This window comes from Dichotomicrobium thermohalophilum, assembly GCF_003550175.1.
GTDB classification, from domain to species: domain Bacteria; phylum Pseudomonadota; class Alphaproteobacteria; order Rhizobiales; family Rhodomicrobiaceae; genus Dichotomicrobium; species Dichotomicrobium thermohalophilum.
In genome coordinates, this window is sequence record NZ_QXDF01000001.1 from 1,904,297 (window position 1) to 1,917,494 (window position 13,198).

General features: G+C 64.8%; 11 protein-coding genes. 7 read left to right on the forward strand and 4 right to left on the reverse strand.

Going from position 1 to position 13,198, the window contains the following annotated elements; genetic code table 11:
* The first annotated feature begins 82 nt into the window (after positions 1-82).
* Positions 83-499 (forward strand): DUF2147 domain-containing protein, encoded by a 417-nt coding sequence (locus BXY53_RS08870; RefSeq protein ID WP_119061464.1) that lies wholly within the window; start codon positions 83-85, stop codon positions 497-499.
* A 41-nt stretch (positions 500-540) separates the two neighbouring features.
* On the opposite strand, the gene BXY53_RS08875 is transcribed toward BXY53_RS08870, so the two are convergent.
* A complete protein-coding gene (locus BXY53_RS08875; protein ID WP_119061465.1) occupies positions 541-849 on the reverse strand; it encodes a DUF2312 domain-containing protein in 309 nt (102 codons plus the stop codon).
* A gap of 150 nt (positions 850-999) precedes the next feature.
* Positions 1,000-2,178 carry a DUF1244 domain-containing protein gene (locus tag BXY53_RS14385; RefSeq protein ID WP_119061466.1) on the reverse strand — a complete coding sequence of 393 codons (1,179 nt, stop codon included), beginning with the start codon at positions 2,176-2,178 and terminating at the stop codon, positions 1,000-1,002.
* Between the two features lie 133 nt (positions 2,179-2,311).
* On the opposite strand from BXY53_RS14385, the gene BXY53_RS08885 reads away from it, so the two are divergent.
* From BXY53_RS08885 to pyk, 3 genes are read left to right on the forward strand one after another with little or no spacing between them, the layout of a single operon-like run.
* Positions 2,312-3,604, forward strand: a complete 1,293-nt coding sequence (locus BXY53_RS08885) for a glycerate kinase type-2 family protein (protein ID WP_119061849.1) — start codon at positions 2,312-2,314, stop codon at positions 3,602-3,604.
* A gap of 52 nt (positions 3,605-3,656) precedes the next feature.
* A complete protein-coding gene (locus BXY53_RS08890) occupies positions 3,657-4,097 on the forward strand; it encodes a DUF1036 domain-containing protein (RefSeq protein ID WP_119061467.1) in 441 nt (146 codons plus the stop codon).
* A 12-nt stretch (positions 4,098-4,109) separates the two neighbouring features.
* Entirely contained in the window at positions 4,110-5,543 is a 1,434-nt protein-coding gene (pyk, locus tag BXY53_RS08895) for a pyruvate kinase (RefSeq protein WP_119061468.1), read from the forward strand.
* Between the two features lie 120 nt (positions 5,544-5,663).
* Here pyk and BXY53_RS08900 read toward each other — a convergent pair whose 3' ends face one another.
* A complete protein-coding gene (locus BXY53_RS08900; protein WP_119061469.1) occupies positions 5,664-6,308 on the reverse strand; it encodes a PAN domain-containing protein in 645 nt (214 codons plus the stop codon).
* A gap of 467 nt (positions 6,309-6,775) precedes the next feature.
* Here BXY53_RS08900 and BXY53_RS08910 point away from each other — a divergent pair, with 467 nt between their 5' ends.
* The 3 genes from BXY53_RS08910 (at position 6,776) to BXY53_RS08920 (ending at position 10,288) form a co-directional block, all read left to right on the forward strand.
* A complete protein-coding gene (locus BXY53_RS08910) occupies positions 6,776-8,821 on the forward strand; it encodes an elongation factor G (protein ID WP_119061471.1) in 2,046 nt (681 codons plus the stop codon).
* Between the two features lie 125 nt (positions 8,822-8,946).
* On the forward strand, positions 8,947-9,924 hold the full coding sequence (gene msrP / locus BXY53_RS08915; RefSeq protein ID WP_119061472.1) for a protein-methionine-sulfoxide reductase catalytic subunit MsrP: 978 nt from the start codon (positions 8,947-8,949) through the stop codon (positions 9,922-9,924).
* Positions 9,925-10,006: 82 nt separating this feature from the next.
* On the forward strand, positions 10,007-10,288 hold the full coding sequence (locus tag BXY53_RS08920) for a DUF1289 domain-containing protein (protein ID WP_119061473.1): 282 nt from the start codon (positions 10,007-10,009) through the stop codon (positions 10,286-10,288).
* 55 nt (positions 10,289-10,343) lie between these two features.
* Here the strand turns inward: BXY53_RS08920 and BXY53_RS08925 are convergent, their stop codons facing one another.
* A complete protein-coding gene (locus tag BXY53_RS08925) occupies positions 10,344-13,061 on the reverse strand; it encodes an Rne/Rng family ribonuclease (RefSeq protein WP_119061474.1) in 2,718 nt (905 codons plus the stop codon).
* Positions 13,062-13,198 lie beyond the last annotated feature (137 nt).

The following is a 13,198-nucleotide window of genomic DNA, read 5'->3' on the forward strand; positions in this document are numbered from 1 at the left end:
AGACACCAAGCCGGAGCGCAACGCAACGCCGCGCGGCGTCAATGTCATGCAAGCGCAATAAAAACGCAGGGAGGAAAATGTCATGCGCGCCTTGCTTCCGCTCAGCCTCGGCCTGTTCGCGGTGTCCTTCGCAGCCGCGCCCGCCCGCGCCGCCGATGCCTTCGGCGTCTGGCGCCACCCGGATAATGGCTCACTTGTGCGCACCTATGAATGCGGTGGCGGCCTGTGCGCCAAGGTGATCAAGGTGCGGGACCCTTCGCGCAAAGACGTGCACAATCCGAACCCTGATCTGCGCTCGCGCTCGATCGAGGGCATCGTCATCATGAACGGCGCGCGCAAAACCGATGCGAACACCTGGGAAGGGCAGCTCTATAACACGCGCGACGGCAAGACCTATTCCGGCGTGATCACGCTGAAGAGCCCGCAGAAGCTGGAGCTTGAAGGCTGCGTTCTTGGCGGGCTGTTCTGCAAGGGCGTGACCTGGACGCGTGTGCGATAAGAGCGTTCTCGCCAAACCTGCCATGGCTGGGTGTGACGCGGCTACGCTGCGTCCTCCCGAGGCGCATCGGCCTCACCTTCCGGCGCCTGCCAGGACGGCGTGTCCTCCAGCATCCCGAGGGCGTGGAGATAAGTGGTCAGCACCGCCTCTTCCTCCTGACGCTCATGCGCTTCCTTCTTGCGCATCTGCACGATCTTGCGCAGCGCCTTGGTGTCGAAACCGTGGCCCTTGGCCTCGGCATAAACCTCGCGGATGTCGGCGGCCAGCGCGGCCTTTTCCTCCTCCAGCCGCTCGATACGCTCGATGATGGCGCGCAACTGCTGGCGGGTGCTTTCGTGAAGTTCGCTCATGCGACGGCCTGTTGTCTGGTTGGAGATGGGTAAGGGCGGCTGGCGAGCGATTCGCCCGCTCTACCTTTACATCAGGCTAGGCCGCCGCCCCTGCCGTCTCAAGCGCCCGCCGCGCGTTATCCAGAATTGCGCGCAGCCTGTGGATGGGCCTCAGTGGCTGTCGCCGTGGGCCTCCTGAAAACGGGCCTGCTGCTCCGCCGTCGCCTCGGTCTGGTACTTCGCCTTCCACTCGTCATAAGGCATCCCGTAGACGAGTTCGCGCGATTCTTCTTTGGAGAGGTCGAAGCCGCGCTCCTCCGCGGCCTCGCGATACCAGTTCGACAGGCAGTTCCGGCAGAAACCCGCCAGGTTCATCATGTCGATGTTCTGCACGTCGGTGCGCTCGCGCAGATGGCTCACCAGCCGGCGGAACACCGCGGCCTCGATTTCGGTAGCTGTCTTCGGGTCGATTTCCCGCATCAACTCCTCCTCGCGTGGGGACCTGACATGAGGCAATAATGCCCCCTCATCCGCAAAGGAGCCATAATAGTGTATGCGGTGCAAGCCGGAGCCTCGTCGCGTCTCCAGGATACCACGGATGATTCGCGCCAAACGCTCGGCCCAGGCCTGCTGGCCGGCTGCATCGCGGATCAGGTCCTGGCGGATTTCGATGAGCGCGTGAGGCAGCCCGCGGCGCGTGCCATGCTCATACATGCTGTCGCCCTTGAGCCGGCCGGTGTAAGGCTCGTTCTCACCGGCGACGATGCCTGGTTCGGCGTGCAGCGCGTCGACCAGCGGCTTGGCGAAGCGCGGATCCTTGTCCCAGAGCACCGTGGCGTGCCAGGGCCGCGGGTGGCCGCGCCAGGCTTCGGTGAAGCTGTGGATCGAAAAGATCGCGGGCGGCTTCCCCGCCGAGATGCCGGCGTCCAAGGCAGCGTCGATGGCGGCGTGATAGGGGCGGTGAAAATTGTTGATCCGGTAGTCGATCTCGCGCTGGTCGATTCGCGCATTCCCCGGCACCACTGCGCCGTCGGAAATGCGCATGATCAGCGTCGGATCATCGACCGCACGGTTCGGGTCGATGAAAAGGCGCGAAAACTTCGAGAGCACCGCCGGTACGCCCAGCAGGTTCGCCAGCCGCCGCGTTACCCCGGCCGCGCCAATGTCATAGGCGATGTGACGTTCCAGTTGTTCCGGCGGCAGGCCCAGCGTGCCATAGCCGGGCGGAAAAGCATTGGTTGCGTGATCGCAGGTGAGGACCAGCCCCGCGTCTGGCGCGCCGGCTATGAATTCGAAGGCGTTGGCGGGGGACGACTCGTCCGCTATCTGGATCTCCATCTTCTTCAGCATTGTTGGACTTGGTTTGATTGCAGCGCCGCGCGCGGCGCTGGATTATCGTTTTTGGGTAGGGTCCCTACCGTACAGAACTTTTTTCACAAGCAAACCCTTGTGCTTTAGATGTTTGCTGATAATCACAGGCGCAATGGCTGAACATCCACATCGCACCGATTTGATCGCTCTTTTCGAAACCGCCGTCGCGCGCGCGCAACCTGGGCGGTGTTTGCCGGGTCTGTTTCCAGACTGGCCGGGCGGGCGGATCATTGTCATTGCCTGCGGAAAAGCCGGCGCGGCGATGGCACGCGTGGCGGAAGAGCACTATGCGGACGCGGTCGCGGAGGGCCGCTATCAGGCGCTGGCGGTGACACGGCACGGTTACGGCGTGCCGCTTGAGCACACGCGGCTGATCGAGGCGGGACATCCGGTGCCGGATGACGGCAGCCTGCGCGGCGCCGAGGCAGCTCTGGAAGCGGCCGGCGCAGCCGGCGCGGATGACCTTGTGCTGGTACTCCTTTCAGGCGGGGCATCTGCGCTGTGCGCTGCACCGGTTGCCGGGCTGACGCTGGACGACAAGCGCGCGCTGACACAGGCGCTGCTGCGTTCCGGCGCGACGATCAGCCAGATCAACTGCGTGCGCAAACATCTCTCGGGCTTCAAGGGCGGACGCCTCGCCGCTGCAGCGGCACCTTCGCGCGTCATGACGCTGGCCATCTCCGATGTGCCGGGGGATGCGCCAGATGCGATCGGATCCGGCCCCACCGTGCCCGACCCGACCACGCTTGCTGATGCCCGCAAAGTGCTCGGCGAATTCGACATTACGCCCGGCTCGGCCGTCGCAGCGGCGCTCAACGACCCGGCAAACGAAACACCCAAGCCAGGCGATGACGCCTTTGCAAACGCCGAATACAGGCTTGCTGCCACCGCGGCGCAATCGCTGGACGCGGCGGCCGAGGAGGCGCGGGCGCGCGGCTATCGCCCCGTCATCCTCGGCGACGCGCTTGAGGGCGAGGCGCGCGATCTGGCGAAAGCCCATGCGGCGCAGGCGCTTGAGCTGCAACGCGGAGGTGAGCGCATTGCGCTGCTTTCCGGCGGCGAGGCGACGGTCACCATTCGCGGCGACGGTCAAGGTGGCCCCAATCAGGAATACGCACTGGCCCTGGCGATTGCCTTGGACGGCGCGCCGGGCATCCACGCACTCGCTGCGGACACCGATGGCTCGGATGGCGGCACGGGCGCAGCAGACGACCCGGCCGGCGCCATTACCGACTCCACAACGCTCGCGCGTGCCGCCGAGGCCAATCTCGATCCAGCCACATTCCTTCAAAATAACGACTCACAAGGGTTTTTTCGCGCGTTGGGCGACCTTCTCATCACGGGCCCGACGCAGACCAACGTTAACGATTTCCGCACGATTCTGGTCGAGCCGCCGGGGGAATAATGCAAGTCTGTCCCGGCCGTTCGGCCGTGCCCATGCGAACCGAGAGGAGTCCATGACGGAGCGCGCATCCGATCGCACAAACTGTTGCAAGACCGTTTTCGCCGCCGCTTTGGCGCTGGGGCTATCGGCCTTCGCGCCATCGGCTCAAGCCGATCTCAAGCTTTGCAACATGACCAGCAGCCGTATCGGCGTGGCCATCGGCTACAAGGACACCGACGGCTGGGTGAGCGAAGGCTGGTGGAATGTCGCGGCGCAAGACTGTGAGATCCTGCTCAAGGGGGACCTGATCGCCCGTTTCTATTATGTCCACGCTGTCGATTACGACCGCGGCGGGGAATGGAGCGGCGAAGCCTTCATGTGTACGGACGACAAGGCGTTCACCATCCGCGGCGTCCAGGATTGCGAAGAGCGCGGTTACGCGCGCACCGGCTTCTTCGAGGTGGACACCAAGGAAGAGGCGGACTGGACCATCCGCATGACCGACGCGGAATAAGGGGCACGGGCGATGGCAGCGCGGCGGGTCAAGATCGTGGCAACGCTCGGGCCCGCATCCTTCAGCCCGGAAACCATCGGCCGGCTGATCGCCGCCGGCACCGACACCTTCCGCATCAATATGAGCCACACGTCGCATGACGCGGCGACCGCGGCCGTGCAAGCCATCCGGGCAGCAGAGGCGCGCGCCGAGAGGCCCATCGGCATCCTGGTCGACCTGCAGGGGCCGAAGCTGCGCATTGGCGACTTCGCCGACGGGGCTGTGGATGTTGAGCACGGCGCCACGTTCCGCTTCGATAAATCCCGGGCGCCGGGGACCGCGGAGCGCGTCCACCTACCCCATCCCGAGATCTTTACCAGCGTCGCGCCGGGCGACCGGCTCCTGCTGGATGACGGCAAGCTACGCCTCGACGTCACCCAGATCAGCGCCGACGCGATCACGGCGCAGGTGGTCATCGGTGGTTCGCTGTCCGGGCGCAAGGGCATCAGCCTGCCCGACACGGAACTTCCCGTCGGGGCCCTCACAGCAAAGGACCGCGCCGATCTCGATTTCATGCTGGAGCAGGACGTGGACTGGCTGGCGCTCTCCTTCGTTCAGCGCGAGGACGACATCGCCGAGGCCGCCAAGCTCGCCCGGGGCCGCGCTGCCATCATGGCCAAGATCGAGAAGCCGGCTGCCGTGCACCGTATCGACCGAATCCTGGAGCGCGCCGACGCGCTCATGGTCGCGCGCGGCGATCTGGGCGTGGAGATGCCGCTGCAGCAGGTGCCGGGTCTTCAGAAATCCCTCACCCGCGCGGCGCGCCGGGCCGGCAAGCCGATCGTCATCGCCACCCAGATGCTGGAGTCCATGATCGATGCGCCCGCGCCCACCCGCGCCGAGGTTTCCGACGTCGCGACCGCCGTCTTCGAGGGTGCCGATGCGGTGATGCTCTCGGCAGAGTCGGCTGTCGGCAAGTACCCGGTCGAGGCGGTGGAGGCCATGGCCGATATCGCCGCAGAGGTGGAGCGCGACCCGCTTTACGACAGCATCATCCATGCCCCTGAGCTTGGCCCCGACGAGAACGCTCCGGGTGCGATCAGCGCGGCCGCCTGCTCCATCGCCAAGTCGCTGAACCTCGCGCTCATCATTTGCTACACTGCCACCGGCGCGACCGCACTGCGCGCCGTCCGGCACCGACCGTCCACCCCGGTGCTCGCGCTTACACCCGTACCCGAAACCGCGCGGCGGCTTGCGCTCGCCTGGGGGCTGCGATGCGTGCTCACGGATGATCCGAGCGATCTCGACGACATGGTCGAACGTGCCTGCGGCATTGCCCGTGAGTGGGGCTTCGCGGAACCGGGCCAGCGGGTAATTATCGCCGCGGGCGTTCCGCTGGGGACACCTGGCGCGACCAACATGCTGCGGGTCGCGTTTATCGAGCCAGCCTCGCGCAGCCGGCCCTGAGCGCGGTCACTTCACGCCGGAGACGCAGCAATCATCGGAAACCGGCTGCGGCACCGAATGCTTCAGCCAGCACCGCGCGTCAGGCCCCTGAATGCCCGGTTTGACATACGTATAGGCCGCTCAGCGGCGCTCCTGTTCGCATTGCCGTGCGCACAAGCCCGGCTGATCACTTGCCAACGTGAAGTTGCGGTAGTCCGAGCCCGGGCGGTCAATGCCCGGTTCCCAGCTGACGCTGTTGTCCTGCCCGCCGCCGGTCCGGCCCTTTGTGCTCACCGTTACAAATTCACGCTCGGTCTCCCAGTTGGGACGGAAAATCTTAGGTATCGTGACGGCGATGCCAATCTCGTAGCGCTCACCCCGCCGGAGGTGGCCCTTCGGGACCCTGTGCGTGAAGGGAAGCATGTTCGAGGAATAGCCACGGCTTGCGCCGCGATCGTTTTCCCGGCTGTATATGACCTGCTTCGTATCGGTATCGATGAAGTAAATCTCGATAACCTTCCAATTCGGATTGCAGTTGCGCCCGGTCGGCTCAAACTTGATCGTCGGCGTCAACGAAATGGTCGATCCACCCGACGGGCTCACGATTTTCGGCGGACAGGTCGGCTCGGCCGCCGAGGCCGGCAGCATCGAGGCGAGCGCGAGGGCCACTCCGCTGATCGCTGAGACAGTGAGGTTTCTCCCTTTGCGCATATCCTCCCCTCCTTTCCGCTTTTCCCATTTGGTCTGCGGCATCCGCGTGACCGCGCTCTTCGCGGCCACGGTCATGAGTAAACGCGCCGCCCAAGCAGAACGCCCGGCTCTCGCCTGGCCCGGCGGACAAAAACCCGCCCAAGACGCCCCGGTTGAAGCCGCCTAACAAACACAGAAATGCGCCACAACAGCACAATACTCTTGCAGCATTAGACCAACTCTGGAACGCGCGCACGCGCGGGAAAGTTACGGCTGGCCGATTAAATCGTGTGGAACTCTTGACGCGAGCGGCGGCAGGGCTGCTGTCGCCGCGCGCGCCCTGCCGCCCCGTGGCATTTTTCAGCAATTCAACACTTGATGTCTTGCGCCATGCGCCCGCGAAGAGCCTGACTTGGCGCGACGTTCGGAAATCGGCTCAGCCGCCCGACTCGATCGCCGGTTTCGCGCGGAAATAATCCCGCTTCCGCCCTTGCCATCTCCGCATGTGCTTGCGACCATATTTGATCCAGCGAGTACCCGATAAATAAACAGCGGAGGAAGAAATGGCGGATACCGGCGCGCATGACACCCACGGCCCCCGTTGCGTGGCTCTGGTCGGTCCGTACGCCAGCGGCAAGACGACGCTGCTGGAAGCCCTGATGGCGCGCACCGGCGCGATCAGCCGACAGGGCAGCATCGGCGAAGGCAACACACTCGGCGATCACGATCCCTCCGCTCGCGCGCATCAGATGAGCGTGGAAATGAATGTCGGGCAGACCGAGTTTATCGGCGACCAGTTCACATTCCTGGACTGTCCCGGCTCGGTCGAGTTCCATTATGAGAGCGTGCCGGCCATCGCCGCCTGCGATGCCGCTGTCGTCGTCTGCGAGGCCGATCCGCGCAAGGTGCCGGCGCTGCAACTGACTTTGCGTGATCTGGAGGAACAGGGCATCCCGCACTTCCTGTTCCTCAACAAGATCGACAAGGCGGACATGCGCATCCGGGACATCCTGCCGATGCTGCAGCCGGCCAGTCAGCGCCCGCTGGTGCTGCGCCACATTCCGATCTGGGAGAAAGGCATCGTCACAGGCTTTATCGACCTGGCGCTGGAGCGCGCCTTCGTTTACCGCGAGCACGCCCCGAGCGAGGTGATCGAGATGCCCTCGGAGGCCGGCGACCGCGAGGCCGAAGCGCGCTTTTCGATGCTCGAACAGCTCGCCGATTACGACGATCAGCTCATGGAACAGCTGCTGGAGGATATAGAGCCGCCGCGCGACCAGGTCTTCGACGATCTCGCGAAGGAGCTGCGCGAAGGGGCGATCTGCCCGGTGCTCATCGGCTCGGCGGAGCGCGGCAACGGCATCTTCCGGCTGCTGAAGGCGCTACGGCACGAGGTCCCGCAGGTGGATCAGGCCGCCGAGCGGCTTGGCGTGGCGGCCTGGCCGAGCGCGCTCGGGATCGTGAAAACGGTGCATACCCCCCACGGCGGCAAGCTCTCCGTGACGCGCGTGCTGCGCGGCGAGGTGGCCGAGGGCTCGACCGTCTATGCGCCCGAAGGCGAGGACCGGTGCGCCGGCGTCTTGACCATGAAAGGCTCTCAGGCCTCGAAGCGTGGAGCCGCCGGTCTTGGCGAGACGGTCGCGCTCGCACGCCTCGATAACGCCAAGACCGGCGATATGGCCTCCACCGCGAAGGACGAGCCGCGCAAGCATTTCGTCGCACTGGGCACCGCGCCGGTCTACGGCGTCGCCATCAACGCCTCTGAGCGCAAGGACGAGGTCCGGCTCACCACCGCGCTCGCCAAGATCTGCGACGAAGACCCCTCACTCGTCTTCATCAATAACACCGAAACAGGCGGCATGGAGCTTTGGGGCTTCGGCGAGATGCATCTGCGCCTGGCGCTGGAGCGGCTGGAGAGCAAATACGGCATCCGCGCCGAAACCCGGCCGCGCAAGATCCCCTACAAGGAGAGCATCAAGAAGAGCACCGAGGTGCGTGGCCGCCACAAGAAGCAAAGCGGCGGCCACGGCCAATACGGTGACGTCGTGCTGGAGATCAAGCCGCTTCCGCGCGGCAGTGGCTTCGAATTTTCCGAAAAGATCACCGGAGGGGCGGTGCCAAAGCAATACATCCCCGCCGTTGAAGCCGGTATCCGGGACTTCCTCGGCGAAGGCCCGCTCGGCTTTCCGGTCGTGGACATCGCCGTGACGCTCAAGGACGGCTCCTATCACAGCGTGGATTCATCGGAACAGGCGTTCCGCGCGGCGGGCCGCATGGCGATGGCCGAAGGAATGCCGAAGTGCGAGCCGGTCCTGTTGGAGCCCTTCAGCCATGTCGAAATCGCCGCCCCCAGCGAAGCGACACCGAAGATCAACCAGATCATCTCGGCGCGGCGTGGCCATATTCAGGGCTTCGACACGCGGCAGGGCTGGCCTGGCTGGGACGTGGTCTGGGGCGAGATGCCCGAGGCGGAAACGCGCGACCTGATCCTGGAGCTGCGCTCGGCGACCGCGGGCGTCGGCACCTTCACGGCGCGCTTCGATCACATGCAGGAGCTGAACGGCAAGCTGGCCGAAAAGATCATCGCAGGCGAATCAGCAGCCGCCTGATGCGGGCAACAGAGCCGCAGACCGGCGCGAAGCGCCGCAACATCGCAAAAGCGTGAAGAGCCGTGTGATCCTTTCGCCCGCCTCATTCCCTATAATGAGGGCAGCAACGACGCGGGAGAGTTTTGATGCGGATCATTCGCAAGAAGGGTTGGGAACTGCCGGAACGGCTCGTTACGGATGAAACGGTGTTCCTGAACCGCCGCCGCTTCATGCAGGGCGCGGGCGCAGTGGCCGGCGCCGGGCTGGTCGGCGGCGGCCTCGGGGCGGGCCTGTCGGACATGGCGATGGCGGCGCAAGACCCAAGCGCGGGGCTTTATCCGGTCCCGCGCAACCCTGAATACAAGGTCAGCCGGCCCATTACGCCTGAAGAGACCGCGACCACTTATAACAATTTCTACGAGTTCGGCTCGCACAAACGGATCTCGTCAGCAGCACAGGCGCTTCCCATCAGGCCATGGGAAATCGCAATTCAGGGCGAGGTCGAAAAGCCCTTTAAAATCGGTATCGATGAACTGCTGAAGAAGATGCCGCTGGAAGAGCGGGTCTATCGCCTGCGCTGCGTCGAGGCCTGGTCGATGGTGATTCCTTGGAGCGGATTCCCCATGAAGGCGCTGCTCGACCTCGCCAAGCCGCTCGGCAAGGCGAAGTACGTGAAAATGCAGACCTTCATGAACGCAGATGTCGCCCGTGGTCAGCGCCAGCACTGGTATCCCTGGCCCTATACAGAAGGGCTGACGATCAAGGAGGCCGCACACGATCTGACCTTCATGGTGACGGGCATGTACGGCAAGCCGGTGCCGCGGCAAAACGGCGCGCCGCTGCGTCTGGCCGTGCCGTGGAAGTACGGTTTCAAGTCGGTCAAATCGATCGTGCTGTTCGAGTTCACCGATCAGCGCCCCACAACGTTCTGGGAGGAGATCGCACCGTCCGAATACGGCTTCTGGGCGAACGTGAACCCCGATGTGCCGCATCCTCGCTGGAGCCAGGAGACCGAAGAGGTGATCGGCACGGACAAGCGCATCCCGACGCAGATCTACAATGGTTACGGGGACTACGTTGCCGACCTCTATAAGGGGATGGAGGGCGAGCGCCTCTTCATGTAGGCCTGCCGATAATTCTTGATCGAATTAGTCAGGTTCTCCTATTCTGACGAACGTGCATCAGCGCAAAGATCAGGAGGCAAGGTTGGGTAAAAAGGGCGACAAACTCCCCTCTCCCTGCATCGACATATGCAAGGACAAGCGCGGCGTGTGCGTCGGCTGTGGCCGGACGAAAAAGCAGAAGAAGGCCTGGAAGGACGCAGACACGCACGCCGATCGAGAAGCCCTGATCCTGGAATGCGCCGAAGCGGCGAAGTCTCTGGGCATTTACGAGTTCTGGGCCGGCGAGTACCGCCGCAAATGCCGCAAGAAGGGGCGCGAGTGCCCGCTCGACCAGCTTGAGATGGAGACCGGGGCGCAGGGCTGAAGCGCAAAGCCGCTGCGCCGCATCTTTTATCCCTGCAGAACCGTGAGCGGCGCGATCAGCGCCGCTGCCACCAGCCGCGCCGGCGCGGGCGCTGTGGCTTGCGTTCCGGTTCGGCCTCGGCCGTGACGGTTTCTGTCTCGGCCTCAGCGGTCGTCGTTCCGCCCTCTGCTGCGTCTGTCTCGGCTCTTTCTTCGGCCGTGGGCCGTTCCTGCTGGGCCGTCATGTCGACAACGTCGGCGGGCTGCCGCTCCGCCGGCTGGGCTTCGGCCTCGGCGTGCTCCGCCGGCGCTTTTTCGATCTCCGCCACGTCGACAGCGCCTTCAGCCCGGGGATGGACGACCACTTCGGCCCGCTCAGGCGCAGCGCTTTCCTCTACACGCCCGGTCGCCTCAGCGGCTGCGCTTTCCTCCGCGGGCTCGGGCTTCTCGGCAACGGCTTCCGCCGCGGCGCTCTCTTCCCCCGGCGCGCTCTCGCCGACCGCCTCGCTCACGCCTGTTTCCGTGCCGCTCTCGCGCCGAGCGCGCTGACGACGGCCACCGCGCCGACCGCGCCGGCGGGACTTGCGCGCACGCTGGGCGTCGTCGCTAGTTTCCCCTTCTGCACGGGCCTCCTCTTCAGCGCCGCCCGCTTCCTCGGCAGTTTGTGCTTCCGCGCTGGCCACGGCCTCTTCGGCCTCCTTGCGTCCATTGCGGCTGCGCCGGCGCTTGCGCCGCGAGCGTTTGCGTGACTCCTCTTCGCTCTCGCCTTTCGCCTCCGCAGGCGCTTCGAAGCCCCAATCCATCTGGACGACGACGTTGCTCTCGGTCTCGGTGCCGGGCTCCTGCGCCATCCGCTCGATGGTGAAGCTGCTGCCCTGCATCCGCTCGTCGGTCACAACCCCGAGACGCACGCCAAAGCGCCGCTCGATGTCGTTCAGGTATTCGCGCTTGTTGTTGAGGATATAAAGCGCAACTTCACCGGACGTGACGGCGGTGAGGTCCATCACCTTGTTGGAGCGCAGGTAGTCCTCCAGCGCGCGCAGCACCGAGAGCGCCACCGATTCGACCGAGCGGATGATGCCCGTGCCCTGACAGTGCGGGCAGAGGCTGGTCGAGCCTTCCAGCACGCCCGTGCGGATGCGCTGGCGCGACATCTCCAGCAGACCAAAGGCGCTGATCCGACCGATCTGGATGCGCGCCCGGTCGTGACGCAGCGACTCCTTCAGTTTGCGCTCGACGGCACGGTTGTTGCGCCGCTCTTCCATGTCGATGAAGTCGATAACGATCAGCCCCGCCAGGTCGCGCAGGCGCAACTGCCGCGAGATTTCCTCGGCCGCTTCCATGTTGGTGCGTAGAGCGGTGTCCTCGATCGAGTGTTGCTTCGTGGCCTTGCCCGAATTCACGTCGATGGCCACCAGCGCCTCGGTCTGGTTGATCACGATGTAGCCGCCCGACTTGAGCGTGACATAGGGGCTGTACATGGCGTCGAGCTGGCGCTCGACATTGTTCTTGATGAAGATCGGCTCCGGCTCGCGATAGGGCTTCACGTTCTTCGCATGGCTCGGCATGATCATGCGCATGAAGTCCTTGGCCTCGCGGTAGGCCGTCTCGCCCGCCACCTGAACTTCGTCGATCTCCTTGCTGTAGAGATCGCGAATCGACCGCTTGATGAGGTTGCCTTCCTCGTAGACCAGCGCCGGGGCGGTGGACTGCAGCGTGAGGTCGCGCACATTCTCCCAGAGCCGGAGCAGATATTCGAAGTCGCGTTTGATCTCCGCCTTGGTGCGGCTGGCGCCGGCCGTGCGGATGATCAGGCCCATGCCCTCGGGCACGTCCAGTTCGTCCACGATCTGGCGCAGGCGCTTGCGGTCGGCGGGCGATGCAATCTTGCGCGATATGCCGCCGCCCGAAGCGGTGTTCGGCATCAGGACGGTATAGCGTCCGGCGAGTGACAGATAGGTCGTCAGGGCCGCGCCCTTGTTGCCACGCTCTTCCTTCACGACCTGTACGAGCAGGATCTGGCGCCGGCGGATCACCTCCTGAATCTTGTAATTGCGCCGGCGTTTGCGGGGGCGACGCTGCGGCACCTCCTCTAGCGCGTCGCCGGAGCCGACGGCCTCGACATCCTCGCCTTCCTTCACCGGACGCCGGTCACCGTTGGCGTCCTCATCGGGCGCGGTCTCCGCCTCGCGCAATGCCTCGGCGTCCAGCGTCTCATCCGGGCCGCTATCTTCTTCTTCGAGCGCGTCCTGGGTCAGCGCCTCCAGCCGCTCGGTCAGACGCTGCTTCTTCGCGGCGTGAACCTCCGGCGGGATTTCATCGGCAGCTTCCTCCGCCCGGGAGACCGCGGCGGCCAGTTCCTCGGAGATTTCCGGCGGCAAAACACCGTCGAGCGCCATCTCCCCGGCCTCTTCCCGCGCGCCGGGCTCGCTGTCCGCCTCTGCCTGCTCGCTGTCGCCGTTTTCGGCGACGGCGTCGTCGCCGCCGCTGTTGGCGGACGCGCGCGAAAGCTGGGCCTCTTCCTCAAGCAGCGCCCGGCGATCAGCGACCGGGATCTGATAATAGTCCGGGTGAATTTCGTTAAAGGCAAGGAAGCCGTGGCGGTTCCCGCCATAGTCCACGAAGGCGGCCTGAAGAGATGACTCAACCCGCGTTATCTTCGCCAAGTAGATGTTGCCACGCAGTTGCTTGCGCGAAGCTGATTCAAAGTCGAATTCCTCGACACGGTCGCCGCGCAGAACGACAACCCGGGTCTCTTCCGGGTGCGCGGCGTCGATGAGCATCTTGTTTCCCATTGTAATCTGTCTCCGGCGCGCGCAATGCCTCACCGCGCCGAGCCGTCTCGATCAGAGCCGGTTCGCGCTGACACGGGGAGCGCGCACTTGATCCAAGCGTCGGAACCCGCTCGGCGACCGGACTCACTCTGCAGCTG